Genomic DNA, 24,546 nt, shown 5'->3' on the forward strand with positions numbered 1-24,546 from the left:
GAGGACGTCCAGCCGCACGGGGCTCTCGTGGCGCCCCGTTCGCGGCTGCCGCTCAGGACGTCCGCCATGTGGGCCGTTCCGTACCACCTCTCGGTACGGAACGGCCCGCCCGTCTCCCGCCACCGCCCTGCCTGACGCCCTTCGCGCGGCCCCTTTTGATTTCCTGCTTATCCTGACGAGCATGCTGACCATCACCCAGGCCCTCGTCGACCAGATCGTCGCCCACGCGCGCAAGGACCACCCCGACGAGGCGTGCGGCGTCGTGGCGGGCCCGGCGGGCTCGGACCGTCCCGAGCGCTTCATCCCCATGCTGAACGCGGCGATGTCGCCGACCTTCTACGAGTTCGACTCGGGCGACCTGCTCCGCCTCTACCGCGACATGGACGACCGCGACGAGGAGCCGGTGGTCATCTACCACTCCCACACCGCCACCGAGGCCTACCCCTCGCGCACCGACATCTCCTACGCCAACGAGCCCGGCGCCCACTACGTCCTGGTCTCCACCCGCGACACCGACGACCTCGGCGACTTCCAGTTCCGCTCCTTCCGGATCGTGGACGGGGAGGTCACCGAGGAGGAGGTCAGGATCGTGGAGGCCTACTAGTCGCGGTTCTGGTCTCGCGCTTCGGACGAAATCCGTCCGGGATGCGGGATCACACTCCGGCATGCGGGCCGGGAATCGATACGATGACCCCATGGTTCTTACCGACGTGAGCGACAACGCGCCGGGCACGCTGCTCGTGGCGCGGCTGCACGTCGACCTGTGCAGGCTGAACAGCGCCATCTGTTGATCCACTCCGCTGCGCCCGTCCGGCCGTGAGCCGCGGCGCGGCCCCGCCGCGCGCCTGACCGAACCGCCGACACCTTCCGACAGGAGCCCTGAGCCATGGCCATCGAGGTCCGCATCCCGACCATCCTCCGCACCTACACCGACGGTCAGAAGGCGGTGGAGGGCACCGGGAACACCCTCGCCGAGCTGTTCGCCGACCTCGAGACCCGGCACGCGGGCATCCAGGACCGCATCGTGGACGAGGGCAAGCTGCGCCGCTTCGTCAACGTGTACCTGAACGACGAGGACGTCCGCTTCATCGACGGCATCGACACCAAGCTGTCGGACGGCGACACCGTGACGATCCTGCCGGCCGTGGCCGGCGGTATGGCCTGAGAACCCGGTATGCGTTACGACTCTCCGCTGGCCGCGGTGGGCAACACCCCCCTGGTGCGCCTGCCGCGCCTGTCGCCGTCCCCCGACGTCCGCATCTGGGCCAAGCTGGAGGACCGCAACCCCACGGGCTCGGTCAAGGACCGCCCCGCACTGCACATGATCGAGCAGGCGGAGAAGGACGGCCGGCTCACCCCGGGCTGCACGATCCTGGAGCCCACCTCCGGCAACACCGGCATCTCCCTCGCCATGGCGGCCAAGCTCAAGGGCTACCGCATGGTGTGCGTGATGCCGGAGAACACCTCGCAGGAGCGCCGGGACCTGCTCGGGATGTGGGGCGCCGAGATCATCTCCTCCCCGGCCGCGGGCGGCTCCAACACCGCCGTGCGCGTGGCGAAGGAGCTGGCCGCCGAGCACCCCGACTGGGTGATGCTGTACCAGTACGGCAACCCGGACAACGCGGGCGCCCACTACGCCACCACCGGTCCCGAGATCCTCGCCGACCTGCCCTCGATCACCCACTTCGTCGCGGGCCTCGGCACCACCGGCACCCTGATGGGCGTCGGCCGCTATCTGCGCGAGCACCGGCCGGGCGTCCAGATCGTCGCCGCCGAACCGCGCTACGACGACCTGGTCTACGGCCTGCGCAACCTCGACGAGGGCTTCGTGCCCGAGCTGTACGACGCCTCGGTGCTCACCGCCCGCTACTCGGTCGGCTCGGCCGACGCGGTCACCCGCACCCGTGAACTCCTCCAGCAGGAGGGCATCTTCGCGGGCGTCTCGACCGGCGCCGCCCTGCACGCGGCGATCGGCGTGGGCCGCAAGGCGGTCAAGGCGGGGGAGTCCGCCGACATCGTCTTCATCGTGGCCGACGGCGGCTGGAAGTACCTGTCCACCGGCGTCTACACGGCGGCCACCACCGAGGAGGCCATCGAGACGCTGCAGGGCCAGCTCTGGGCGTAGCCCCGCGGCCCGGCACCCCCCAAGCACGGCCCAGCCCCCTCTTATGAGGGGGCTAAGCCATTCCTACGGCAGGGCAAAGAATTCCGCCCGGTACTGCCGGTAACGCCTGGGGCAAGGCTACGTTCCTCCCGCACCTGGCATGTCACGCTCATCCGGCGAGCTGTCAGGTGTCTGTGAGTGTCATGCTCATGACTGCGCGGTTCCGCCGCCGCTTCACGCGCGTCACGGGCCTGCCAATCCAGTGCGAAACCCCACGTCAACCGGAGGCAGTACCCCATGCGTGAGTCACGCCCGAGCAGGCGGAGACGGAGTCTGCGAAGACTGGTCGCCGTCGCCTTCCCCGCCCTCGCCCTCACCGTCGCCGGTCTCGTCGCGGCCCCCACGGCCGGAGCGCAGACCGCCGCCGGACACCCCCACACCACCAAGGTCACGCAGAACGCCAAGGCGCTGACCGACCCCGCGCGGCAGACCTTCCACGCGACCGGCAAGGCCGGCCAGAAGGTGCCGACCGAGCACCTGTGCGGCAGGCCCTCGCCGGGCCACGCGGCCTGCTTCGCCCAGCGCCGCACCGACATCAAGCAGCGGCTCGCCGCGGCGGTCGCCGCCGCCGCGCCGTCCGGCCTCTCCCCGGCCAACCTGCACAGCGCCTACAACCTGCCCACCACGGCGGGTTCGGGCATGACGGTCGCCATCGTCGACGCCTACAACGACCCCAACGCCGAGTCGGACCTGGCCACGTACCGCTCCACCTACGGCCTGTCCGCCTGCACCAAGGCCAACGGCTGCTTCAAGCAGGTCAGCCAGACCGGCTCCACCACCCAGCTGCCGACGAACGACACCGGCTGGGCCGGCGAAGAGATGCTCGACGTCGACATGGTCAGCGCGGTCTGCCCGAACTGCAGCATCATCCTGGTCGAGGCCAACTCCGCCAACGACACCGACCTCGGCATCGCCGAGAACGAGGCGGTCTCCCTCGGCGCCAAGTTCGTCTCCAACAGCTGGGGCGGCTCGGAGGCGTCCTCGCAGACCACCGAGGACACCCAGTACTTCAAGCACCCGGGCGTCGCGATCACCGTCTCCGCGGGCGACTCCGGCTACGGCGCCGAGTACCCGGCGACCTCCCAGTACGTGACCGCCGTCGGCGGCACCGCGCTCACCACCGCCTCCAACTCCCGCGGCTGGAGCGAGTCGGTGTGGCACACCAGCTCCACCGAGGGCACCGGCTCCGGCTGCTCGGCCTACGACCCGAAGCCGAGCTGGCAGACCGACACCGGCTGCTCCAAGCGGATGGAGGCCGACGTCTCCGCGGTCGCCGACCCGGCCACCGGCGTGGCGGTCTACGACACCTACGGCGGCTCCGGCTGGGCGGTCTACGGCGGCACCAGCGCCTCCGCCCCGATCATCGCCGGCGTCTACGCCCTCGCGGGCACCCCGGGTTCGACCGACTACCCGGCGAAGTACCCGTACGCCCACACCGGCAACCTGTACGACGTGACCAGCGGCTCCAACGGCTCCTGCTCCACCTCGTACTTCTGCACCGCCCGCACCGGCTACGACGGCCCGACCGGCTGGGGCACCCCGAACGGCACCGCCGCCTTCACCGCCGGCTCCACCAGCGGCAACACGGTGACCGTCACCAACCCGGGCAGCCAGTCCACCACCGGCAGCGCGGTCAGCCTGCAGATCCACGCCAGCGACAGCGCGGGCGCGGCCCTCACCTACAGCGCCTCCGGCCTGCCCACCGGGCTGTCCATCAACAGCTCCACCGGCCTGATCTCCGGCACGGCGTCCACCGCGGGCACCTACCAGGTCACGGTCACCGCGAAGGACTCCACCGGCGCCTCCGGCTCGGCGTCCTTCACCTGGACGGTCGGCTCCTCCGGCGGCACCTGCTCCTCCTCCCAGCTGCTGGCCAACCCCGGCTTCGAGTCCGGCAGCACCGGCTGGACCGCGTCCAGCGGCGTCATCACCAACGACACCGGTGAGGCGGCCCACGGCGGCTCGTACTACGCCTGGCTCGACGGCTACGGCTCCAGCCACACCGACGCCCTGTCCCAGTCGGTGACGATCCCGGCCGGCTGCAAGGCCACGCTCACCTTCTACCTGCACATCGACACCGCCGAGACCGGCAGCACCGCGTACGACAAGCTGACGGTCACCGCCGGTTCGACCACGCTGGCGACGTACTCGAACGTGAACGCCAACTCGGGTTACGCGCAGAAGACCTTCGACCTGTCCTCGCTGGCGGGCCAGACGGTCACCCTGAAGTTCAACGGCGTGGAGGACTCCTCGCTGCAGACCAGCTTCGTCGTGGACGACACCGCCCTGACGACCAGCTGACCAGCACCCGCCGAACAGGTGATCCCGCACGCGGAGGCCGTCCGCGTGCGGGATCCTTTTTCCATCCGGGTACGTCTCATCCGCACCAGCGGCCGCCCCTCACGGCCCCGGCAGAAAGGCGAACCCCCATGCGGCGTACGACGACCCCCCTCGCCCTCGCGGCGGCAGCGCTGCTCCTCGCCGGATGCGGCTCCTCGCACAGCGGCGAGGACGACTCGGGCGCCGGCAAGGTCTCGCCCTCGCCCTCCGCACCGGCCACGCGCGGCTGCGCCCCCCTGGTGCTGCTCAAGGCCGCCGACAGCGGCCGTACCGTGTGCGTGGCCAAGGGCGGCGAGGTCCGGCTCACCCTGGACGGCACCAGGTCCCGGCCCTGGAAGCCGGTGACGGCCGACGGCAGCGTGCTGCAGGGCATCAACGCGGGCTTCGTCATCCAGCCGGGCCAGGCCACGGCCGCCTACCGGGCGGTCGCCGCCGGCACCGGGAAACTCACGTCCTCCCGCCCGCTGTGCGCCGAGCCGACCGCTCCGGGCCAGGTGTCCTGCAAGGGGATCCAGGAGTGGACGGTCACGGTGAACGTGAGGTGATCAGCCGGCCAGGTGCCGTACCTGGTCCCACAGCACGGGGTCGACCACGCCCACCCGGCGGCGGAAGTCGCCCACCGGCACCTCGCGCAGCTCGCCGGTCTCCACGAAGCTGGGGCGGCCGCGGGCGTCGCCGACCGCGCCGGGCGGAAGCGGGATCACCCCGGCCCGGTCGTCGTGGTACTTGCTGGTGATCTTGGCGACCGTGGCCCGGTTCCCGCGCACCGCCAGCACCAGACAGGGCCGGTCCTTGTTCTCGGCGCGGTCCTCGTACGGGACGTCCGCCCACCATATGTCGCCGGGGGCCGGCCGGGCGGCCCGGCCCTCCCGGGTGGCCGCGCGGCCCAGCGCACCGAGACGCCGGCCGGCGTACCGGCGGCCGCGTCCCCAGCCGTCGACGAGCGTGGCGACCAGCGCGAGCAGTACCACCGCCGCGAGCGCCAGCCACCAGGACGTGTCCATACGACGACGTTACCGGCGCACGCCAAGGATTGCGCGCCCTCTGCGGAACCTAGTGCGCCCCTGGTCCAGCCGAACCGGTGACAGCACAGGTGAGTTCGCCCACAACGGCCCCTGGTGGAGGAGCGACCCGTGCTTTTGCGCCTTACGCTCGACGGACCGCACGACCCCCGTTTCCCGCCCTTGTGATCTTTTCCGCCAACGGAGGTTTCTGCTTCATGAAGCTCACCGTCGTCGGCTGCTCGGGGTCGTTCCCGTCCGCGGATTCGGCCTGCTCGAGCTACCTCGTCGAGGCCGACGGCTTCCGGCTGCTTCTCGACATGGGCAACGGCGCCCTGGGCGAGCTGCAGCGCCACTGCGGTCTCTACGACCTCGACGCGATCTTCCTGAGCCATCTGCACGCCGATCACTGCATCGACATGCTGGGCTATTTCGTCGCGCGCTACTACCGCCACGACGGCGGCCGCTGCGACCCGATCCCGGTCTACGGCCCCGAGGGCACCGAACACCGCCTGACGACGGCCTACGCCGACACGCCCTCCGCCTCCTCCATGAGCGAGGTCTTCGACTTCCACACCGTCAAGCCGTCCACGTTCGAGCTCGGGCCGTTCACCGTGCACACCGAGCGGGTCCGCCATCCGGTGGAGGCGTACGCCATCCGGATCGAGCACGGCGGGCGGTCGCTGACGTACTCCGGCGACACGGGGGTCACCGAGACGCTGGACCAGCTGGCCCGGGACACCGACCTGTTCCTGTGCGAGGCCGCGTTCACGCACGGCAAGGAGGACATCCCCGATCTGCATCTCAACGGCCGCCAGGCGGGCGAGACGGCCGCGCGGGCCGGCGCCCGGCGGCTGGTCCTCACCCACATCCCGCCCTGGACGGACCCCGGCATCAACCTCCGTGACGCGCGCGAGGTGTTCGCGGGGCCGGTGGAGCTGGCCGTGCCCCGGGCGACGTACGAGATCTGAGACCGCACAGCGCGAAGGCCCCGGAACCGTCTCGGTTCCGGGGCCTTCGCCGTGCGCCGCGAGGGGCGTGCCTCACGCCTTGGTGAGGTCCTCGATCTCCTCCTCGGGCTCGCGGCCCGGGGTCGGGAGGTCGAACCTGGTGATGGCGAAGCGGAAGACCGCGTAGTAGATCGCCGCGAAGACCAGGCCGATCGGGATGATCAGCCAGGGCTTGGTCGCCAGGTTCCAGTTGAGCGCGTAGTCGATGAAGCCCGCGGAGAAGGTGAAGCCCGCGTGGACGCCGAGCGCCCAGGTGATCGCCATGGACAGCGCCGTCAGCACCGCGTGGATCGCGTACAGCAGCGGCGCGATGAACATGAAGGAGAACTCGATGGGCTCGGTGACGCCGGTGACGAACGAGGTCAGCGCGAGGGAGACCATCATGCCGAGGACGGCCTTGCGGCGCTCGGGGCGGGCGGAGTGCGCGATGGCGAGCGCGGCGGCCGGCAGGCCGAACATCATGATCGGGAAGAAGCCGGACATGAACATACCGGCGTGCGGGTCACCGGCGAAGAACCGGTTGAGGTCACCGTGCACGACCTGGCCGGCGGCGTTCTTGTAGTCGCCGATCTGGAACCAGGAGACGGTGTTGACGAACTGGTGCATGCCGACCGGGATCAGCGCGCGGTTGACCAGACCGAACAGACCCGCGCCCACCGCGCCGAGACCGGTGATCCACTCGCCGGCGTGGGAGATGCCCTCGCCGATCGGCTTCCAGACCAGACCGAAGAAGACGCCCATGGCGGTGCCGACGAAGGCCATGATGATCGGCACCAGCCGGCGGCCGTTGAAGAACCCGAGCCAGTCCACCAGCTTCTTGCGGTGGTAGCGCTGCCAGAGCACGGCGGCCAGCAGACCCATCAGGATGCCGCCGAGGACACCGGGGTTGTTGTACGTCGCGGCTATGTCCGCGCCCTTGGTGACCTTGGCCTCGGTGACCGGGAACGCCTTGAGTACATTGCTGTAGACGAGGAAGCCGACCAGGGCGGCCAGCGCCGTCGAGCCGTCCGCCTTCTTGGCGAAGCCGATCGCGACGCCGATGCAGAACAGCATCGGCAGGTTGTCGAAGATCGCGCCACCGGCTGTGGCGAACACCGCCGTGACCTTGTCGGGCAGGTTCAGCTTGTCATGGACGTCCTGCTGGCCCAGGCGCAGCAGGATGCCCGCCGCCGGCAGCACGGCGATGGGGAGCTGCAGGCTGCGGCCGACCTTCTGCAGGCCCTGGAACAGGCCGGATCCCCGCTTCTTCGCGGGGGCCGCCGTGGCGGTGGCGGTGCTCATGGTGGGTTCCTCCATCGGGTGGTGGTCTACACCACTCAGTGGTGTAGACCTGTTTTTAGCACGATGAAGGCCGGATAAGGAACCACGAAATCCGCGACGGAGACGCTACGCGCCGTGCCGGTGTGCCCAGGCCCTCACGCCTTGGTGACGTCCTCGACCTCGTCCTCCGGTTCACGCCCCGGCGTCTTCAGGTCGAACGTCGTGATCGCGAAGCGGAAGACCGCGTAATAGACGACCGCGAAGCACAGGCCGATCGGGATGATCGCCCACGGTTTCGTCGCCAGGTTCCAGTTGATCACGTAGTCGATCAGACCCGCCGAGAAGCTGAAGCCGTCGTGCACCCCGAGCGCCCAGGTCACCGCCATCGACACCCCGGTGAGCACGGCGTGGACGGCGTACAGCAGGGGAGCGATGAAGAGGAAGGAGTACTCGATCGGCTCGGTGATGCCGGTGACGAACGACGTCAGCGCCACCGACAGCATCAGCCCGCCGACCTCCTTGCGGCGGTGCGGCCTGGCGCAGTGCGTGATCGCCAGCGCGGCCGCCGGCAGCGCGAACATCATGATCGGGAAGAAGCCCGAGGTGAACTGGCCCGCGTGCGGATCGCCCGCGAGGAACATGTTGATGTCGCCGTGCACCACCGTGCCGTCCGGTCTGCGGTAGCTGCCGAACTGGAACCAGATGGGCACGTTCAGGAACTGGTGCAGGCCCACCACCAGCAGCGCCCGGTTGGCGAGACCGAACACGCCCGCGCCCCACGCCCCGATGGACCGCAGCCAGTGGCCGAAGCCCTCCAGCGCACCGCCGATCGGCGGCCAGACCCACAGGCACAGCGCCGCGAACACGATCGCCACGAACGCCATGATGATCGGCACCAGCCGCCGGCCGTTGAAGAAGCCCAGCCAGTCCACCAGCCGGGTGCGATGGAACCGCGCCCAGAAGAAGGCGGCCAGCAGCCCCAGGACGATGCCGCCGAACACCCCCGGGTTCTGGAAGGTGAACGGCGTCACCGACCCCACCCCCGCCCCGACGCTCACCTGGCAGCCGACCTGCGGGATCGTCCTGGACCCGCCGGGGCACGCCTCGGGGAACTGGTGCAGCACGCCGTAATAGACGAGGAAGCCGGCCACCGCCGCGAGCGCGGTGGAGCCGTCCGACTTCTTCGCCATGCCGATCGCGACGCCCACGCAGAACAGCAGCGGAAGACCGAGGGAGCCGTCGAGCAGGGCGCCGCCCGCGCCCGTCATGCCCTTGGAGACGGCCGTCCAGCCCAGCCCCTGGTCCCCGAACACGTCCGGCTGGCCCAGCCGGTTCAGGATGCCCGCCGCCGGCAGCACCGCGATCGGCAGCTGCAGGCTGCGGCCCATCTTCTGCAGGCCCTGGAACAGGCGGTTCCAGCGCTCCCGCGCCGCACCGGCCGTGCTGTCGGCGGGCGCGCTCCCGGCACTCATGGCGTCCTCCCGGCACTCGACTCACACGCGGTTTGGCGACCGTACCCACTGTGGTGTAGACCAGTTGGCGGACGGTTCCGCTGTCGTGATCGCCATCATTCGGCACGTACGGCATGACCGCTCGCGAAGATGGGCCAACTGTGGGTTACTGCGACTAAGCGGTTCGGATCAGGGAGAAGGAACATGGCCAGCAAGGCTGAGAAGATCGTCGCCGGCCTCGGCGGCATCGACAACATCGAGGAGATCGAGGGCTGCATCACCCGGCTGCGCACCGAGGTGTCCGACCCCTCCCTGGTCGACGAGGCCGCGCTGAAGGCCGCCGGCGCCCACGGCGTCGTCAGGATGGGCACCGCCGTCCAGGTCGTCATCGGCACCGACGCCGACCCCATCGCCGCGGAGATCGAAGACATGATGTGAGCCGCACCGGCTCACGCTCCGAGGGGCTCCTCCCGACGCGGGAGGAGCCCCTTCCGCATGAACGGCTAGGCTCCTGGCCATGTCTCGCATCGACGGCCGTACTCCCGAACAGCTCCGACCGGTCACCATCGAACGCGGCTGGAGCAAGCACGCCGAGGGCTCCGTCCTCGTCTCCTTCGGCGACACCAAGGTGTTCTGCACCGCGTCCGTGACCGAGGGCGTCCCGCGCTGGCGCAAGGGCAGCGGCGAGGGCTGGGTCACCGCCGAGTACGCCATGCTGCCGCGCGCCACCAACACCCGCGGCGACCGCGAGTCCGTCAAGGGCAAGATCGGCGGCCGTACCCACGAGATCTCCCGGCTCATCGGCCGCTCCCTGCGCGCCGTCATCGACTACAAGGCGCTCGGCGAGAACACCATCGTCCTCGACTGCGACGTCCTCCAGGCCGACGGCGGCACGCGTACGGCGGCCATCACGGGCGCGTACGTCGCGCTCGCCGACGCCGTCGCCTGGGCCCAGGGCCGGAAACTGATCAAGGCCGGCCGGCAGCCGCTCACCGGAACCGTCTCCGCGGTCTCCGTCGGCATCGTCGGCGGCGTCCCGCTGCTCGACCTCTGCTACGAGGAGGACGTGCGCGCCGAGACCGACATGAACGTCGTCTGCACCGGCGACGGCCGCTTCGTCGAGGTCCAGGGCACCGCAGAGGCCGCCCCCTTCGCCCGCGAGGAGCTCGACGCCCTGCTCGACCTCGCCGTCGGGGGCTGCGCCGAACTCGCCGCCCACCAGCGGGCGGCGCTCGAGACCACGCTCGCGGCGCAGAAGTAGGGCGCACAAGCGAACGGCAGAAGCGAACGGCGGAAGTAAACGGCAGACAAAGCGAACCAGGGCGCGCGGGCAACCCCCGCGCCCTCCCCGGCGTCCTAGGAACGGACAGCCCACCAGGGGAGGGGAACACCGCCATGGCCGTCAGTCCACGCCGACGCCGACGCCGTCTCACCGCAGCCGCCGCCGTGGCGTTCGCCGCGCTCGCCGCCGGCCTCACCACCGGCTGCGACAGCGTGGACAAGGCCCTGGACTGCGTGCAGACCGCCGACTCCATCGCCGACAACGTCACCAGCCTGCAGCAGGCCGTGGAGAACGCCGCGAACGACCCCACCCAGGCGGACACCTCCCTGAACGCCATCGAGACCGACCTCGGCAAGATCGGCGACAAGACCGACAACGCCGACGTCAACAAGGCGGTCGACGACCTGAAGAAGGCCGTGGGCAACGTCCGCACGGCCCTCAGGAACGGCGACCGCACACCGGACGTCAGCCCGGTGACGGACGCGGCCGGCGAACTGACCAAGGTGTGCACGAAGTAGGGGGACGGTTGCTCGCTCCCCCAAGTCCTCGGCTCCGCTCGGACCCGGGGGGACCCCCATCGCGGCGGAGCCGCATACCGCGCCCCTGACGGGGCGCCTCAGTCCAGCTCTGTACGAGACTTTCTGCGCTCCAGTTTCTCCTGGCGGCGCTGCTCCTTCAGAGCCAGGCGTTCGGCACGGGTGAGCTTGCGTTCCACCGCGACCCCGCCCCAGAAGGCGAACCCGCCGATGACCACCCGCGGAGCGCCCGGCTCCGGCGGGCCGGTGTCCCGCGGATGGTCGAAGCCGCCCATGATGCCGATGCCCCGCACCACGACCTCGACCCCCGGCGGCACGATCACCTGCACCCCGCCCATGACCGCCACGCAGTTGATGACGACCTCGCGGTCCGCGAAGTCCGCCTCCCGCAGGTCGATCTCGCCGCCGCCCATGAGCGCGAAACAGGTGAACTGCCGCGGCACCGTCCAGCGGCCCTTGCGCTGGAACCCCGACATGATGGCGACCGCACCCGTCGAGGACCCCCCGCCTCCCACGATCCGGCCGTCCCAGCCCCCGCCCTCCACCGGCTCCTTGGTGAAGGACACCGGAGCGGGGGCCGGTGCGCCGCCCGCCGGCAGGTCACGCGTGAGCGGCGCCAGCTCGCCGTACGTACGCGCCTTGTACGCCGCGTCCAGCCGCTCCTCGAACTCCCCCATGTCCAGCCGGCCCTCGGCCAGAGCGTCCCGCAGGACCTCGGCGACCCGCTCACGGTCGGCGTCGGACGCCCTCAGGTCCGGGACTGCGTCGTCGGTCATGACAGCAGCCTACGAGACCGCCTTCTCCGCGTACATCTTGGCGATGACGGCCTCGATGTCCGGCTCCCGCACCGACAGGTCCACCAGCGGGTACTCCGCCGCCAGATACGCCACCAGCGGCGCCGCCGACTGCCCCGCCGGGAACGCCAGCCACTGCCGCGGCCCCTCCACCCGCACCACCCGCGCCGACGGCACTTCCACGGGCGGCAACTCCCGCTCCAGGTCCACCACCAGCGTCCGCTCGCTCTCCCCGGCCTCGTGCAGCCCCGCGAGCGGACCGTCGTACATCAGCCGGCCGTGGTCGATCACCATCACCCGCGAGCACAACTGCTCGATGTCCTGCAGGTCGTGGGTGGTCAGCAGCACCGTCGTGGCCCGCTGGGCGTTCAACTCCCGCAGGAAGCCCCGTACCTTCGCCTTCGACACCACATCCAGGCCGATCGTCGGCTCGTCCAGGTACAGCACCTCCGGGTCGTGCAGCAGGGCCGCCGCGATGTCCCCGCGCATCCGCTGCCCGAGCGACAGCTGCCGCACCGGCACGTCCAACAGGGCGGCCAGATCCAGCAGTTCCACGCACCGGTCCAGGTTCTCCCGGTAACGCGCCTCGGGGATCCGGTACATGCGGTGCGCCAGCCGGTAGGAGTCGATCAGCGGCAGGTCCCACCACAGCGTCGTACGCTGCCCGAACACCACCCCGATCCGGTGCGCCAGCCGCCGCCGCTCCCGTGCCGGGTCGATCCCCGCCACCCGCAGCCGGCCCGCGCTCGGCGTGAGGATCCCCGTCAGCATCTTGATCGTGGTCGACTTCCCCGCGCCGTTCGGCCCGATGTACCCGACCATCTCCCCGCGCCCCACGGTGAACGACAGCGAGTCCACCGCCCGCACCTCGCGCCGCTCCCGTTTCAGGAACCCGGTCTTCCTGCGCACGGTGAAGACCTTCTCCACCCGCTCCAGTGCGATGAAGTCACCCACGCCTAGCTCCCTGTGCTCCGGTACGAACGAAGTCCCGCCCGCCAGGCCAGCCCCGCCAGCGCACAGCACCCCACCGCCACCAGCGGCGGGGCGAACGCCGTCCACCCGGGCAGCCCCAGCGGATACGACCGCCCCAGCACATAGGTGGCGGGCAGCCAGTTGACGAAGGCCAGCGGCAGCACGAACGTCACCCCGCGCACCAGCTCCTTCGCGAACACCGTCGGCGGATACTGCAGCAGCGTCGTCCCGCCGTAGGTGAAGGCGTTCTGCACCTCCGACGCGTCCGACGCCAGGAACTGGAACGCCGCCCCCGCCACGAACACCGCGCAGAAGATCCCGCAGCCGCTCACCACCATCACCGGCATCAGCAGCAGCTTCAGCGGCGTCCAGCCGATGTCCAGCCGCACCAGCGCCCACCCCAGCACCAGCAGCCCCTGCGTCACCCGGCCCAGCCGGCGCAGCGCGAACCGGTCCGCCGCCACCTGCGCCAGCACCGGCGCCGGACGCACCAGCAGCGTGTCCAGCGTGCCGTCGCGCACCCGGCGCCCCAGCCGCTCCATCGACCCGATCACCAGGTCCGCCAGACCGAACGCCGTCCCCGACAGGCCGTACAGGAACGCCACCTCCGGCAGCGACCAGCCGCCGAGCGCGTCCACCCGGGAGAACATCAGCAGGATCGCGACGAAGTCGAAGAACGTCGTCGCGAAGCTGCCGAACGTGGTCATCGCGAACGAGGCGCGGTACGCCATCGTCGACCGGATCCACATCCCGGCGATCAGCAGATAGGCCCGCACGCCCTCGCGGACCCGCCCCGCCTCAGCCACCCTGGACCACCACCCGCCGCGTCGCCGCCGACTGCACCAGCCGCCCGGCGCCCAGCAGCACCACCGCCCATGTGCCCTGGAACACATACGTGCCCAGCGGATCACCGTGCCCGAGCAGGATCTCCGCCGGCGCCTGCAGCAGCGACGACCAGGGCAGGACCCGTACGACCTCGCCGAGCGCCCCCGGGAAGACGTTCAGCGGCAGCAGCATCCCCGAGCAGAAATACCCGACCAGCCAGGACATCTGCGTCACACCCATGCCGTCCAGCAGCCAGAACGCGCTCAGCGCCACCAGGTACCGGATGCCGAACCCGACGATCATCGCCAGCAGCACGGCGACGAGGAAGGCGGCCCAGGTGCCCACGTCCCTCGGCAGGTACACCGGGAAGACGAGCGCGCCGAAGACGAACGGCACGAGCCCGCGCCCCAGCAGCTGGAAGAACGCCCGCCCCAGATCGGTGGCCAGCCACCACAGCTGCAGGTCGGCGGGCCGGTAGAGGTCGATCGCCACGTCCCCCGTACGGATGCGCTCCATCAGCTCGCCCTCGACGCCCCCGCCGCCGATCGCGAGCGTCGACAGGAGCGCCTGGCCCAGCCACACATAGGTCACGACCTGCGCCTGGTCCCAGCCGCCGAGGTGCGGCCGCTCGTCCCACAGCGCGCGATACGTGTACACGAGGATCAGCCCGAAGGCCGTGTTCGTGAAGACCCCTGCCGCAGTGGCGGTCCGATACGTCGCGTACCGTCTGAATCCCCCCGCCGCGACGGCCACGTACAACCGTCCCGTGCCCACGCCAGTCCACCTCCCGGGACCGCTCGACACCGAAGCGCAGGAGCCTAGTCCCGGGGCCCGGCGGCCGGCCACGCAATTTCGTGCCCCAAGCGTGCTGGAATCCGGGAACGGAACGCCAGGTGCGAGAGTCTTCAGACTGGGGGCGCAGAAGCGTACGAGGCGTACGGGAACGTACGACGCGAAACAGGAGTCCGTGCACGACATGAGCGACGAGCCGCAGCCGCAGCAGCCGACCGAGGGCGTGCCGCCGAGAAGGCCGCTGCCGGCTGAAGGGTCCGGTGACGCCGGGGGCCGGGAGAAGGCCGGCACCACCACCGGCCCGACCCGGCCGGAGGCCACCACCGAACCGGCGGCCACGGAGGAACCGATCAGCGAGACGGAACCGGAGACGCCGCGTACATCGGCGGGGGCCGGGGGGTCCGCCGGTGGTTCCGGTGGCGCCGAGGCCGGCGAGTCCCGCACGGCCGCGCCGGCTGGTGCCGGTGCGGAGGAGTCCGGGCCGTCCCGAGCGGGCTCGGGGACGGCCCGGGTGCCGGCGGCGCGTGACGGCTCGGGGGCGGCGCGGGTGCCGGCGGCGCGTGACGGCTCTGGGACGGCGCAGGTACCGGCGGCGCGGGATGGCTCCGAGCAGGCTCAGTCGGCCGAGAGTACGCAGGTGCTCCGGCGGGTCACCGCGCCCGGCGCCCAGAAGGACCGGTCCGGCAAGCCGGCCGGGGCCGCCCAGGGGGCCGGTGAGGCGGGGACTCCGGAGACCACCCAGGTCCTGCGGCGCGTCACCGCGCCCCGGGCAGCCGCACCGGGCGCCCCCGGCACGACGCCGCCCGCCTCCACGTCCGGCGCCCCGGACGCCGCCGGCCGCACCTCTCCGGCGACCGGACCGGACGCCGCCGGCCACACCCCTCGTACGACCGGTTCCGGCGCCACGCGCCCGGCCGGCGGCGCGGACCGCGCTGGCCGTGCCGCCGGGGCGCTCGGCGCCGCCGGTCTGGCCGCCGGTTCTGCCGGTCGGGCATCCCAGGCGGGTCCCGCGGGCGCGGCCGGCCTCGCCGGAGCAGCCGCCCGCGGCACCGCCCCCCGGCCCGGCACCGCCAACAGGCAAGGCACCGCCACCGCCTCCGCGCAGGACGACGAAGACAGGACGACCGTCCTCGCCGCCACCCCCGGCGACGGGCAGCCCGCCGCAGGCAACGGGAAGAAGCCGAAGCGGCCCAAGCGGACCGGGTGGCGGCGGATCATCCCCACCTGGCGCATGGTGCTCGGCACCTTCGTGATCGGGGTGCTCCTGCTGATCGGCCTGTTCTTCCTCGGCTACTCCCTGGTGAAGATCCCGCCCGCCAACGCCATCGCCACCAAGCAGGCCAACATCTACCTGTACGCCGACGGCTCCCAGATCGCCCGCGACACCCGCGACAGCCAGGTCAACCGGGAGAAGGTCACCCTCGCCCAGATCTCCAAGGACGCCCAGCACGCCGTGCTCGCCGCCGAGGACCGCGACTTCTACAGCGAGTCCGCCGTCGACCCCAAGGCGATGCTGCGCGCCGCCTGGAACACCGCGACCGGCAAGGGCACGCAGTCCGGCTCGACGATCACCCAGCAGTACGTGAAGAACTACTACCTCGGCCAGGAGCAGACGCTCACCCGCAAGGCCAAGGAGTTCTTCATCGCGATCAAGCTGGACCGCACCAAGAGCAAGGAGGAGATCCTCGAGGGCTACCTCAACACCAGCTTCTTCGGCCGCAACGCCTACGGCATCCAGGCCGCCGCCCAGGCCTACTACGGCATGGACGCCCGGGACCTCGACCCGGCCCGCGCCGCCTACCTCGCCGCGCTCGTCAACGCGCCCAGCGAGTACGACGTCGTCGCGCACCCGGAGAACAAGGCCGCGGCCGTCGCCCGCTGGAACTACGTCCTGGACGGCATGGTGAAGAAGGGCTGGCTGAGCGAGTCCGAGCGCGCCGGCATGAAGTTCCCGATGCCGAAGGAGCAGACGCTCTCGACCGGCATGTCCGGCCAGCGCGGCTACCTCGTCGACGCGGTCAAGCACTACCTGACCACCCACCACATCCTCACCGACGACCAGCTCTCGGCCGGCGGCTACCGCATCACCACCACCATCCAGAGGGACAGGCAGAACGCCTTCGTCAAGGCGGTGGACGACCAGCTGATCTCCAAGCTGGACAAGAAGAACAACAAGGTCGACACCTACGTCCGGGCCGGCGGTGCCTCGGTCGACCCGAAGACCGGCAAGGTCGTCGCCATGTACGGCGGCATCGACTACGTCAAGCAGTACACCAACGGCGCCACCCGCGGTGACTTCCAGGTCGGCTCCACCTTCAAGCCGTTCGTGTTCACCTCAGCGGTGCAGAACCAGTCGACCACCCAGGACGGCCGCCCCATCACCCCGAACACCGTGTACGACGGCACCAACGAACGCCCCGTACAGGGCTGGAGCGGCGGCGCCTACGCCCCGCAGAACGAGGACCAGAAGTCCTACGGCCAGATCACCGTCACCAAGGCGACCGACCTGTCCGTGAACGCCGTCTACGCGCAGATGGCCGTCGACGTCGGCCCCGCAAAGGTCAAGCAGACCGCGATCGACCTCGGCGTGCCCGCCGACACCCCGGACCTCCAGCCGTACCCGTCGATCGCCCTCGGTACCGCCACCGCCAGCGTCCTGGACATGGCGGAGTCCTACGCCACGCTCGCCAACCACGGCCGGCACGGCACGTACACGATGGTCGAGAAGATCACCAAGGACGGCACGGACGAGGTCGAGCTGCCCGACCAGGCGGTGAAGCAGGCCGTCCCCCGCGAGGCCGCCGACACCACCACCTCCATCCTGCAGAGCGTGGTCGACAACGGCACCGCCACCGCCGCGCAGGCCGCGGGCCGCCCGGCGGCCGGCAAGACCGGCACCGCCGAGAACGACACCGCCGCCTGGTTCGCCGGGTACACCCCCGACCTGGCCACGGTCGTCTCCGTCATGGGCCAGGACCCGGTGACCGCCAAGCACAAGTCGCTGTACGGCGCCCTCGGCCAGGACCGCATCAACGGCGGCGGAGCCCCGACCCAGATCTGGGCGCAGTACACGGGTGCGGCGCTGAAGAACAAGCCGGCCTCCGACTTCGACCTCCAGCTGGAGCAGGGCGCCGACCAGCCGCAGCCGTCCGGCTCCGGCAGTCCCAGCCAGTCCGCGACCACCGCCGGCCAGAACAACGGCGGCACCACCGGCACGCCCACCACCGGCGGTCCGAGCACCAGCCCGACCACCGGCGGCACCAGCACGCCCACCACCGGCGGTCCGACCACCGTCGGCGGCACCACCAACGGCGCCACCACTGGCGGCGGCACCACGACCGGCGGCACCACCGGCGGCACGACCACCGGCACCGACACGACGGGCGGCGGCACGGCCGACGGAGGAGGCAACGGGGGCGGCACGGCCACGGGCGGCGGAACCGACGGCGGCGGCGGGCCGGTGGGCACCGCCGCCGGCCCGGGGGGCGGTGATCCCGCGGCCTGACGCCCCGGGCGGCCCGGCCCAGCCGAGCGAGCGCCGGGAGGGCAGGGAAAACGAGTTGCCTCATCATGGTCATGACAGATATGAATGAGAGATCATGGTGAGGCCCGCCGCGCAAAAACGGTGGCGCACCTGTTGTTGACCTGCAAAAGGGGGAAAATCATGAGGAAGATCGTGCAAGCCGTCCTGGCGGGCGGCATCGCCGCCGGTATTGCGCTGACCTCGACTGCCGCATATGCCGACACCACGTACACCGAGTACGCGGCACCCGGCTGTGGAGCCAAGTCCACCTTCAAGACCTACGGGGACGTCCTGAAGGTGTACGACATCGAGGCGGACGGGCACTCTGCCGTGGGCATCATCGAAAACGGCACCCAGTATTACTACTGGAACCACAGTGGGAACGGCACGGTGAAGACCTGGGACCTCGACCTGCCCGAGAACAGGGCGATCGCGCTCGGTGCGATGCTCGGCGACTGGCAGGGCACCCCGACGGGCGGACTGATCTGGCCCTGCCTCAGCACCACGACCGTCTCGACCTCGTAACGCGCTCTCACCTCATCGCGGTACCGCGTTCTGCCGGCAGGGGCCTGAGTAATGATCTCAGGCCCCTGCACCTTTCTGTATCCGACCACTGAGGGAGAGGCGCAATGAAGGCAAGGCATCTCGCACGGTTGGGAAGCCTGATCACCGTGTCCCTTCTGCTGGCTGCCTGCACTGGACACCAGACGGGCGCGAAAAACGACAGCCACCGGCGGCTCCTCAAAATGGAGTCGGTTGTCGGTAAAACGCTGAAACAAGGCATCGACGGCGCGGTCGACGCCAGTCTGGGAGTATCGCCGGTCGATGCGACAGACCAACACCGATACATTGACGTCGAATCCGCGGAACGCTACACGATCTGTTTCCAGCAGCCGGTTCCCGAGATGCAGGCCGTGAAGTTCTACGTGGTCCCGGCTTCCACCCGGTGCCCGCGCAGCATCGGCGGCAAGGGGGCGGCGTCCAGGATTCCCGGTGTTACGGGCAAACGCGCCGAGGATGCCAAGCGTGAAATTCTGTACGCCGGATACCAGCCCGCGCGCATCCGTTTCTACGCTGCCGCGAACAAAGCCAGTGAAGTGAAGGCGAGCAGCCTCGGCGGGCTGAACGTCTGCGACCAGCACCCCGAGAAGGGCGCAGAAGTAGTGCCCACGGCAACCGTGAAGCTGTTCGTCGGAGCGAAGTGCCGTCAATGACCCGAGGCCGCCTTCAGTCCACCACGGCGACCGGCAGCAGACGCACGGAGAAGATCCGGTCGGCGGTGACCGGCTCACCCAGCACCACCATGCCGAGCACCGCTGACAAAGGAACGACGAAGAGGCCGGTGACCGTGGTCACCAGCCCCCTGCCGCCGGCCGCTTCACCGCGGCGGACTCACAGATACAGCCCGGTGGAGTCCTCCGACCCCTCGAACCGGTCCGCGGCCACGGCGTGCAGATCCCGCTCACGCATGAGCACGTACGGCACGCCGCGCACCTCGACCTCTGCCCGGTCCTCCGGGTCGAACAGAACCCGGTCGCCCGGCTCCACGGTCCGCACGTTCTGCCCGACCGCGACGACCTCGGCCCAGGCCAGCCGCCGACCGACCGCGGCGGTGGCGGGAATCAGAATGCCGCCCCCCGACCGCCGCTCGCCCTCACCGGTCTCCTGCTTGACCAGGACCCGGTCGTGCAGCATCCGGATGGGAAGCTTGTCGTGATGGGGGGTGCTGTGCTCGTTTCTGTTGGCGCTCACGCCTCGAACCTACCTGCCTTCGACCCGCTCGTCCGCGTCCGGGTCAGCTCTTGCGCCGCCGCGTGCCCATGGCCAGCAGCCCGACGACGCCGACCGCGACCAGCGCGACGGGCACGACCCGCGCCAGCCGCAGCGCGCCCTCCTCGTCGACGAACTGCGCCCTGACGTCGCTCACCACCCGGTTGACCTGGACATAGGCCCGCCCGACGGTGTGATCGACCTGGGCGACGACCTTCGCCTTCGCATCCCCGATGATCGTCTGCGGATGCACCCGCACCCCGATCTCGTCGAGCGTCTCGGCCAGCACTTCACGGCGGCGCTTGATGTCCGCCTCGATCTGCGCCGGGGTTCTGGTGTCCGCCGTGTCCGCCACCGTACGGCCTCCGAAGTCTGCCGAAGTCTCGTGATGCTGTCCCGAACAGTCTGTCAGCTTCTCCTCACGGCGCACCGCAAGGCCCCCCGGTTACGCTGGCCCGATGAGCGAGCGACTCCAGCCGGGGGACGTGGCCCCCGCCTTCACCCTCCCCGACGCCGACGGCAACGAGGTCTCCCTGTCCTCCCACAAGGGCCGCAAGGTCATCGTCTACTTCTACCCCGCCGCCCTGACGCCAGGCTGCACCAAGCAGGCCTGCGACTTCACCGACAACCTCTCCCTCCTGGCGGACGCCGGCTACGACGTCATCGGCATCAGCCCCGACGCCCCGGAGAAGCTCGCCAAGTTCCGCGAGAAGGAGTCCCTCAAGGTCACGCTGCTGGCCGACCCGGACAAGAAGGTCACCGAGGCCTACGGCGCGTACGGCGAGAAGAAGAACTACGGAAAGACCTACATGGGCGTCATCCGCTCCACGATCATCGTGGACGAGGACGGCAAGGTCGAACGAGCCCTCTACAACGTCCGCGCCACCGGCCACGTAGCCAAGATCATCAAAGACCTGGGCATCTGACCCCCTCCCCAACGGCTGGCGGCTCGCACCGGAAGGACGTGGTGCGAGCCGCTTTCTCTCCTACCGCGCGTGACTGTCCGGATAACCGGGCCGTTACTCCGTTCGCCCCGCCCCAACTGCCCTGCAGCCGCGAGCGCCTGGTGCCGAGGGGGCGCACGGCGCAAGGCGCCGCCCCGTACACTGGGCGAGGCACAACGGCCTGAAGGCCGATTGCCCGTTTTGAGGCGGTCGTGGCGAAATAGGCGATACGCGCGGGTTTTAGGTGCCCGTGGGAGAAATCCCGTGTGGGTTCGAGTCCCACCGACCGCACGTGTGAGGGGCCGTCCGTCCGGGCGGCCCCTCTTCCGCGCTCAGCCCACCAGCTCCCGCACCACCGGCACCAGTGCGCGGAAGGCCTTGCCCCGGTGGCTGATGGCGTTCTTCTCCTCGGGGCTCAGCTCGGCGCAGGTGCGGGTTTCGCCGTCCGGCTGGAGGATCGGGTCGTAGCCGAAGCCGTTCGTGCCGGCCGGCTCGCGGCGCAGGACGCCCGGCAGCCGGCCCTCGACCACCCGCTCGCGCCCGTCCGGCAGGGCCAGGGCCGCCGCGCAGGCGAAGTGGGCGCCGCGGTGCTCGTCCGCGATGTCGGCGAGCTGGGCGAGGAGGAGGTCGAGGTTGGCCTTGTCGTCGCCGTGGCGGCCCGCCCAGCGGGCGGAGAAGATGCCGGGGGCCCCGCCCAGGACGTCGACGCAGAGGCCGGAGTCGTCGGCGATCGCCGGGAGGCCGGTCGCCTGGGCGAGGGCGTGCGCCTTGAGGAGGGCGTTCTCGGCGAAGGTGACGCCGGTCTCCTTGACGTCGGGGACGTCCGGGTAGGCGTCGGCGCCGATCAGCTCGTGGGGGAGTCCGGCCTCGGCGAGGATCGCCCTCAGTTCGGTGATCTTTCCGGCGTTGCGGGTGGCGAGGATCAAGCGGGTCATGCCCGCCACCCTATTTCCCCGCCCCGGCGCCTACAGTTCCGCCTGCCCGGCGCCCTTGAGCGTGCCGAGGTCGAAGACCGCGGCCATCCTGGCGAAGCCGAGGTCGCTGGGGTGGAGGTGGTCGCCGGAGTCGTAGTCGGGGCGGAGGCGGCGGGGGTCGTAGGGGTCGCGCAGGGCCTTGTCGAAGTCGACGACGGCGTCGTAGACGCGGCCCGCGCGGATGGCCGCGTTGACCTGCCGGCGGACGGCCTCGCGGGCCGGGGTCCAGCCGCGGTGGCCCTCGAAGGGCATGAGGGTGGCGCCGACGGCCCTCAGGCCGTGGGCGTGGGCCTCGCGGACGAGGGTGCGCAGCCCGCCGATGATCTTGTTCGGGTCGGCGAGGCGGGGGTTGCGGAGGATGTCGTTGACGCCGAGGTCGATGACGACGACCTTGACGTCGGGGTGGGAGAGGGCGTCGCGCCCGAAGCGGCCGAGGCCGCTCTGGTTCTCGGCGGGCCGGCCGAGTCCGTCGGCGAGGACCTGGTTGCCGCTGATGCCCTCGTTGACGACGCTGTAGCGCGGCACCTGGCGTCCGCTCTCGACGGCGGTGCGCAGGCGGCCGGCGAGGAGGTCGGGCCAGCGGTGGTTGGCGCCCATGGTGGAGGTGATGCCGTCGGTGATGGAGTCGCCGAAGACGACCACGGTGCCGTCGGCCTCGTTGCTGAGGACGTCCAGGCCGGTCACATAGCGCCAGTAGGGGGTCTGCTCGGTGTAGGGGGTGCCGGTGGCGTCCTCGGTGGCGTCCCCGGCGGCGACGTAGGAGATCTGCCGGGCGTGCGGGTGGTAGGTGACGGGACCGGAGGGGGTGGGGGAGTAGGTGGTGACCAGGACGTCGCTGTCGTGCGGGACGGTGAGGCGCACGGCGTCGCTGACGGCCTGTTCGCCGGCGGGGATGACGACGGTGGTGGAGCCGTTGAAGGTGAGGCGGCGCATGGAGCCCGGGTCGGCCGCGGCGGTGCCGTCGCCCGTGGCGAGGGCGATGGAGGCGTGCGTGACGGTCAGCGGGGAGTGGCCGTAGAGATTGGACAGCGTGATCCGGGCACTCGTGCCTCCGGTGCCGGCGTGGACGACGTTGCGGACGGAGTGGCCGGCGAGGCCTTCGGTCTCGGTGCCGGGTTCGCCGCCGACGGGGGAGGTGGACCAGGCGCCGACCCAGACGCCGGTGGAGGCGGGGGCGACGGAGGATCCGTGGCGGGGGCGGTCGTCCGCGAAGGCGCCGCGCGCGGTGCCGCCGTCGGCGGCCACCGTGAGGTAGATGGCGGCGGACACGGCCAGGACCAGCGCGACGAGTGCGCTGAGCACCGCATAACCATGACGCTTGGTCATGCTTGTGTTGTTCTCCTCGGGGATGGGAGCCCGAGGCTCCGATCGTGATGAGCCCATGATGCGTCATGGGCGGGGGAGAGCTGGCGGGACCGAGCTGTCAGGACCCTGACCGAGCCCCCGTTCTGTCAGACGCCGGGAACTGTTGTTCCGTTCCGGGAGTCGGTCAGGAAGGGACAATTGTGTGCGGGATCACCGACGTGATCGCCGACGTGATCACCGGACCTGATCATCGTACGGCCGAGCTGAACGGGTGGAGCTGATGGGACCTACGGAGACCGGGACGGCCCCGGCGCGGGGTGTGTCGTACCGGACCATGACGGCCTTCACCCCGGCCGACGAGGAACGCCGGCGCGGGGTGCGGCGGATGAAGCTGACGGCGACGGCCATGCTGCTGTTCGTGGCGGTGGTCTATGTCCTGGCCAGGCTCGCCTCGCACGAGGGGGCGGGGGCGTGGGCGGGCTATGTGGCGGCCGCCGCGGAGGCCGGCATGGTGGGCGCGCTGGCCGACTGGTTCGCCGTGACGGCGCTGTTCCGGCATCCGCTGGGGCTGCCCATTCCGCACACCGCGATCATCCCCACCAAGAAGGACCAGCTGGGCGTCTCGCTGGGCGAGTTCGTGGGAGAGAACTTCCTGTCCGAGGACGTCGTACGGCAGCGGCTGCGCGCGGTCGGCATCGGCAGCCGGCTGGGGGCGTGGCTGGCGGAGCCGGAGCACGCGGACCGGGTGACGGCGGAGCTGGCGACGGCGCTGCGCGGGGCGCTGACGGTGCTGCGGGACACGGACGTGCAGGCGGTGGTGAGCGAGGCGATCACACGGCGGGCGAACATGCAGGAGGTCGCGCCGGGCATCGGCAAGATGCTGGAGAAGATCGTGGCGGACGGCGGGCACCGGCGCGCGGTGGACCTGGTGGTGGCGCGTGCGCACGACTGGCTGGTGCTGCACCGGGACGACGTGATGGTGGCGGTGGAGGGCGGTGCTCCCGGCTGGACGCCGAGGTTCGTGGACCGGAAGGTCGGCGAGCGGGTCTACAAGGAGCTGCTCCGGTTCGTCACCGAGATGCGGGACATGCCCTCGCATCCGGCGCGCGGCGCGCTCGACCGGTTCCTCACCGACTTCGCCTCCGACCTGCAGTCCGACTCGGACACCCGGGTGCGGGTGGAGCGGCTGAAGGCGGAGGTGCTGGGCCGGGGCGAGGTGCAGGACCTGATCGCGTCGGTCTGGACGGCCGTACGGTCGATGGTGGTGGCGGCGGCCGAGGACGAGCGCAGCGAGCTGCGGATGCGGGTGCGGGCGGCGCTGCTGTCGCTGGGGACGCGGATGGCGACCGAGCCGAAGGTGCAGGGGAAGGTCGACAGCTGGGTGGAGGGCGCGGCGGTGCACGTGGTGACGACGTACCGCAAGGAGATCACCTCGCTGATCACGGACACGGTGGCGAGCTGGGACGCGGAGCACACCACCCGGAAGATCGAGGCGCACATCGGCCGCGACCTGCAGTTCATCCGGATCAATGGCACGGTGGTGGGGTCACTGGCGGGACTGCTGATCTACACGGTGACGCGGACGCTGGGCGCTTGAGGGCCG

At 70.7% G+C, this 24,546-nt stretch carries 27 protein-coding genes and 1 tRNA gene; 16 read left to right on the top strand and 12 right to left on the bottom strand.

Annotated features, from left to right (window positions below; genetic code table 11):
* Positions 1-181: 181 nt before the first annotated feature.
* The 6 genes from OG956_RS22020 to OG956_RS22045 all read left to right on the top strand — a co-directional run bounded on the left by OG956_RS22020 (position 182) and on the right by OG956_RS22045 (position 5,049).
* Positions 182-604, top strand: a complete 423-nt coding sequence (locus tag OG956_RS22020) for a M67 family metallopeptidase (RefSeq protein ID WP_330339703.1) — start codon at positions 182-184, stop codon at positions 602-604.
* Positions 605-695: 91 nt separating this feature from the next.
* Positions 696-791 (top strand): putative leader peptide, encoded by a 96-nt coding sequence (locus OG956_RS22025; RefSeq protein WP_330339704.1) that lies wholly within the window; start codon positions 696-698, stop codon positions 789-791.
* A gap of 95 nt (positions 792-886) precedes the next feature.
* Positions 887-1,165: a MoaD/ThiS family protein gene (locus OG956_RS22030; protein ID WP_330339705.1), complete on the top strand. Its 279-nt coding sequence runs from the start codon at positions 887-889 to the stop codon at positions 1,163-1,165.
* A 9-nt stretch (positions 1,166-1,174) separates the two neighbouring features.
* Positions 1,175-2,125, top strand: coding sequence for a PLP-dependent cysteine synthase family protein (locus tag OG956_RS22035; RefSeq protein ID WP_330339706.1), 951 nt, complete (start codon positions 1,175-1,177; stop codon positions 2,123-2,125).
* A gap of 276 nt (positions 2,126-2,401) precedes the next feature.
* Positions 2,402-4,465: a putative Ig domain-containing protein gene (locus OG956_RS22040; RefSeq protein ID WP_330339707.1), complete on the top strand. Its 2,064-nt coding sequence runs from the start codon at positions 2,402-2,404 to the stop codon at positions 4,463-4,465.
* A 128-nt stretch (positions 4,466-4,593) separates the two neighbouring features.
* Positions 4,594-5,049 (top strand): hypothetical protein, encoded by a 456-nt coding sequence (locus OG956_RS22045; RefSeq protein ID WP_330339708.1) that lies wholly within the window; start codon positions 4,594-4,596, stop codon positions 5,047-5,049.
* On the opposite strand, the gene OG956_RS22050 is transcribed toward OG956_RS22045, so the two are convergent.
* Complete coding sequence (locus OG956_RS22050; RefSeq protein WP_330339709.1) at positions 5,050-5,508, bottom strand: type II toxin-antitoxin system PemK/MazF family toxin; 459 nt, start codon at positions 5,506-5,508, stop codon at positions 5,050-5,052.
* A gap of 215 nt (positions 5,509-5,723) precedes the next feature.
* Here OG956_RS22050 and OG956_RS22055 point away from each other — a divergent pair, with 215 nt between their 5' ends.
* Entirely contained in the window at positions 5,724-6,476 is a 753-nt protein-coding gene (locus tag OG956_RS22055; protein WP_330339710.1) for an MBL fold metallo-hydrolase, read from the top strand.
* Positions 6,477-6,548: 72 nt separating this feature from the next.
* On the opposite strand, the gene OG956_RS22060 is transcribed toward OG956_RS22055, so the two are convergent.
* Both OG956_RS22060 and OG956_RS22065 read right to left on the bottom strand, forming a co-directional pair.
* On the bottom strand, positions 6,549-7,796 hold the full coding sequence (locus OG956_RS22060) for a PTS transporter subunit EIIC (RefSeq protein ID WP_330339711.1): 1,248 nt from the start codon (positions 7,794-7,796) through the stop codon (positions 6,549-6,551).
* A gap of 134 nt (positions 7,797-7,930) precedes the next feature.
* Positions 7,931-9,247: a PTS transporter subunit EIIC gene (locus OG956_RS22065; protein ID WP_330339712.1), complete on the bottom strand. Its 1,317-nt coding sequence runs from the start codon at positions 9,245-9,247 to the stop codon at positions 7,931-7,933.
* A gap of 183 nt (positions 9,248-9,430) precedes the next feature.
* Here OG956_RS22065 and OG956_RS22070 point away from each other — a divergent pair, with 183 nt between their 5' ends.
* The 3 genes from OG956_RS22070 to OG956_RS22080 all read left to right on the top strand — a co-directional run bounded on the left by OG956_RS22070 (position 9,431) and on the right by OG956_RS22080 (position 11,026).
* Complete coding sequence (locus OG956_RS22070) at positions 9,431-9,664, top strand: PTS glucose/sucrose transporter subunit IIB (protein WP_330339713.1); 234 nt, start codon at positions 9,431-9,433, stop codon at positions 9,662-9,664.
* A gap of 79 nt (positions 9,665-9,743) precedes the next feature.
* A complete protein-coding gene (gene rph / locus OG956_RS22075) occupies positions 9,744-10,487 on the top strand; it encodes a ribonuclease PH (RefSeq protein WP_330339714.1) in 744 nt (247 codons plus the stop codon).
* 134 nt (positions 10,488-10,621) lie between these two features.
* Complete coding sequence (locus OG956_RS22080; protein ID WP_330339715.1) at positions 10,622-11,026, top strand: hypothetical protein; 405 nt, start codon at positions 10,622-10,624, stop codon at positions 11,024-11,026.
* A gap of 98 nt (positions 11,027-11,124) precedes the next feature.
* Here the strand turns inward: OG956_RS22080 and OG956_RS22085 are convergent, their stop codons facing one another.
* Genes OG956_RS22085 through OG956_RS22100 form a run of 4 tightly spaced genes read right to left on the bottom strand, consistent with a single transcriptional unit; the run spans position 11,125 to position 14,409 of the window.
* Positions 11,125-11,820, bottom strand: a complete 696-nt coding sequence (locus OG956_RS22085; protein WP_330339716.1) for a DUF1707 SHOCT-like domain-containing protein — start codon at positions 11,818-11,820, stop codon at positions 11,125-11,127.
* 9 nt (positions 11,821-11,829) lie between these two features.
* Positions 11,830-12,837 carry an ABC transporter ATP-binding protein gene (locus tag OG956_RS22090; RefSeq protein WP_443065689.1) on the bottom strand — a complete coding sequence of 336 codons (1,008 nt, stop codon included), beginning with the start codon at positions 12,835-12,837 and terminating at the stop codon, positions 11,830-11,832.
* Positions 12,795-13,559, bottom strand: a complete 765-nt coding sequence (locus tag OG956_RS22095) for an ABC transporter permease (RefSeq protein WP_330342912.1) — start codon at positions 13,557-13,559, stop codon at positions 12,795-12,797. Before OG956_RS22095 ends, OG956_RS22090 begins: the two co-directional genes overlap by 43 nt.
* A 49-nt stretch (positions 13,560-13,608) precedes the next feature.
* Entirely contained in the window at positions 13,609-14,409 is an 801-nt protein-coding gene (locus OG956_RS22100; protein ID WP_330339718.1) for an ABC transporter permease, read from the bottom strand.
* Positions 14,410-15,064: 655 nt separating this feature from the next.
* Between OG956_RS22100 and OG956_RS22105 the strand changes: the two genes are divergently transcribed.
* The 3 genes from OG956_RS22105 to OG956_RS22115 all read left to right on the top strand — a co-directional run bounded on the left by OG956_RS22105 (position 15,065) and on the right by OG956_RS22115 (position 19,164).
* Entirely contained in the window at positions 15,065-17,932 is a 2,868-nt protein-coding gene (locus OG956_RS22105; protein WP_330342913.1) for a transglycosylase domain-containing protein, read from the top strand.
* Positions 17,933-18,091: 159 nt separating this feature from the next.
* Entirely contained in the window at positions 18,092-18,475 is a 384-nt protein-coding gene (locus tag OG956_RS22110; protein ID WP_330339719.1) for a hypothetical protein, read from the top strand.
* A 104-nt stretch (positions 18,476-18,579) separates the two neighbouring features.
* On the top strand, positions 18,580-19,164 hold the full coding sequence (locus tag OG956_RS22115) for a PASTA domain-containing protein (protein WP_330339720.1): 585 nt from the start codon (positions 18,580-18,582) through the stop codon (positions 19,162-19,164).
* Between the two features lie 13 nt (positions 19,165-19,177).
* On the opposite strand, the gene OG956_RS22120 is transcribed toward OG956_RS22115, so the two are convergent.
* The 3 genes from OG956_RS22120 to OG956_RS22130 are packed head-to-tail and all read right to left on the bottom strand — an operon-like array spanning position 19,178 to position 20,075.
* The gene (locus tag OG956_RS22120) at positions 19,178-19,306 is read right to left on the bottom strand and encodes a hypothetical protein (RefSeq protein ID WP_330343060.1); all 129 of its coding nucleotides are present in this window, start codon (positions 19,304-19,306) and stop codon (positions 19,178-19,180) included.
* A gap of 36 nt (positions 19,307-19,342) precedes the next feature.
* Positions 19,343-19,702, bottom strand: a complete 360-nt coding sequence (locus tag OG956_RS22125; protein WP_330339721.1) for a GroES family chaperonin — start codon at positions 19,700-19,702, stop codon at positions 19,343-19,345.
* A 43-nt stretch (positions 19,703-19,745) separates the two neighbouring features.
* Complete coding sequence (locus tag OG956_RS22130) at positions 19,746-20,075, bottom strand: DUF3618 domain-containing protein (RefSeq protein ID WP_330339722.1); 330 nt, start codon at positions 20,073-20,075, stop codon at positions 19,746-19,748.
* 103 nt (positions 20,076-20,178) lie between these two features.
* Between OG956_RS22130 and bcp the strand changes: the two genes are divergently transcribed.
* Together bcp and OG956_RS22140 are read left to right on the top strand one after the other, a co-directional pair.
* Positions 20,179-20,646, top strand: coding sequence for a thioredoxin-dependent thiol peroxidase (gene bcp, locus OG956_RS22135; protein ID WP_330339723.1), 468 nt, complete (start codon positions 20,179-20,181; stop codon positions 20,644-20,646).
* A gap of 224 nt (positions 20,647-20,870) precedes the next feature.
* Positions 20,871-20,955 (top strand) — tRNA-Leu (locus OG956_RS22140).
* Between the two features lie 41 nt (positions 20,956-20,996).
* Here OG956_RS22140 and rdgB read toward each other — a convergent pair.
* Together rdgB and OG956_RS22150 are read right to left on the bottom strand one after the other, a co-directional pair.
* Positions 20,997-21,599 (bottom strand): RdgB/HAM1 family non-canonical purine NTP pyrophosphatase, encoded by a 603-nt coding sequence (gene rdgB / locus OG956_RS22145; protein WP_330339724.1) that lies wholly within the window; start codon positions 21,597-21,599, stop codon positions 20,997-20,999.
* 30 nt (positions 21,600-21,629) lie between these two features.
* On the bottom strand, positions 21,630-22,964 hold the full coding sequence (locus OG956_RS22150; protein ID WP_330339725.1) for an SGNH/GDSL hydrolase family protein: 1,335 nt from the start codon (positions 22,962-22,964) through the stop codon (positions 21,630-21,632).
* A gap of 259 nt (positions 22,965-23,223) precedes the next feature.
* On the opposite strand from OG956_RS22150, the gene OG956_RS22155 reads away from it, so the two are divergent.
* Positions 23,224-24,540, top strand: a complete 1,317-nt coding sequence (locus OG956_RS22155; RefSeq protein WP_330339726.1) for a DUF445 domain-containing protein — start codon at positions 23,224-23,226, stop codon at positions 24,538-24,540.
* Positions 24,541-24,546 lie beyond the last annotated feature (6 nt).

The sequence above is a fragment of the Streptomyces sp. NBC_00557 genome, from assembly GCF_036345995.1.
Taxonomy (GTDB): Bacteria; Actinomycetota; Actinomycetes; order Streptomycetales; family Streptomycetaceae; genus Streptomyces.

Excerpts from the sequence above, each read along its gene's own strand:
- OG956_RS22020 (WP_330339703.1), top strand. The coding sequence starts at position 182 with ATGCTGACCATCACCCAGGCCCTCGTCGACCAGATCGTCGCCCACGCG.
- rdgB (WP_330339724.1), bottom strand. The coding sequence starts at position 21,599 with ATGACCCGCTTGATCCTCGCCACCCGCAACGCCGGAAAGATCACCGAA.
- OG956_RS22070 (WP_330339713.1), top strand. The coding sequence starts at position 9,431 with ATGGCCAGCAAGGCTGAGAAGATCGTCGCCGGCCTCGGCGGCATCGAC.
- OG956_RS22085 (WP_330339716.1), bottom strand. The coding sequence starts at position 11,820 with ATGACCGACGACGCAGTCCCGGACCTGAGGGCGTCCGACGCCGACCGT.
- OG956_RS22045 (WP_330339708.1), top strand. The coding sequence starts at position 4,594 with ATGCGGCGTACGACGACCCCCCTCGCCCTCGCGGCGGCAGCGCTGCTC.
- OG956_RS22065 (WP_330339712.1), bottom strand. The coding sequence starts at position 9,247 with ATGAGTGCCGGGAGCGCGCCCGCCGACAGCACGGCCGGTGCGGCGCGG.
- OG956_RS22025 (WP_330339704.1), top strand. The coding sequence starts at position 696 with ATGGTTCTTACCGACGTGAGCGACAACGCGCCGGGCACGCTGCTCGTG.
- rph (WP_330339714.1), top strand. The coding sequence starts at position 9,744 with ATGTCTCGCATCGACGGCCGTACTCCCGAACAGCTCCGACCGGTCACC.
- OG956_RS22150 (WP_330339725.1), bottom strand. The coding sequence starts at position 22,964 with ATGACCAAGCGTCATGGTTATGCGGTGCTCAGCGCACTCGTCGCGCTG.
- bcp (WP_330339723.1), top strand. The coding sequence starts at position 20,179 with ATGAGCGAGCGACTCCAGCCGGGGGACGTGGCCCCCGCCTTCACCCTC.
- OG956_RS22060 (WP_330339711.1), bottom strand. The coding sequence starts at position 7,796 with ATGAGCACCGCCACCGCCACGGCGGCCCCCGCGAAGAAGCGGGGATCC.
- OG956_RS22035 (WP_330339706.1), top strand. The coding sequence starts at position 1,175 with ATGCGTTACGACTCTCCGCTGGCCGCGGTGGGCAACACCCCCCTGGTG.
- OG956_RS22030 (WP_330339705.1), top strand. The coding sequence starts at position 887 with ATGGCCATCGAGGTCCGCATCCCGACCATCCTCCGCACCTACACCGAC.
- OG956_RS22155 (WP_330339726.1), top strand. The coding sequence starts at position 23,224 with ATGGGACCTACGGAGACCGGGACGGCCCCGGCGCGGGGTGTGTCGTAC.
- OG956_RS22040 (WP_330339707.1), top strand. The coding sequence starts at position 2,402 with ATGCGTGAGTCACGCCCGAGCAGGCGGAGACGGAGTCTGCGAAGACTG.
- OG956_RS22115 (WP_330339720.1), top strand. The coding sequence starts at position 18,580 with ATGAAGGCAAGGCATCTCGCACGGTTGGGAAGCCTGATCACCGTGTCC.
- OG956_RS22080 (WP_330339715.1), top strand. The coding sequence starts at position 10,622 with ATGGCCGTCAGTCCACGCCGACGCCGACGCCGTCTCACCGCAGCCGCC.
- OG956_RS22095 (WP_330342912.1), bottom strand. The coding sequence starts at position 13,559 with ATGTGGATCCGGTCGACGATGGCGTACCGCGCCTCGTTCGCGATGACC.
- OG956_RS22050 (WP_330339709.1), bottom strand. The coding sequence starts at position 5,508 with ATGGACACGTCCTGGTGGCTGGCGCTCGCGGCGGTGGTACTGCTCGCG.
- OG956_RS22055 (WP_330339710.1), top strand. The coding sequence starts at position 5,724 with ATGAAGCTCACCGTCGTCGGCTGCTCGGGGTCGTTCCCGTCCGCGGAT.
- OG956_RS22110 (WP_330339719.1), top strand. The coding sequence starts at position 18,092 with ATGAGGAAGATCGTGCAAGCCGTCCTGGCGGGCGGCATCGCCGCCGGT.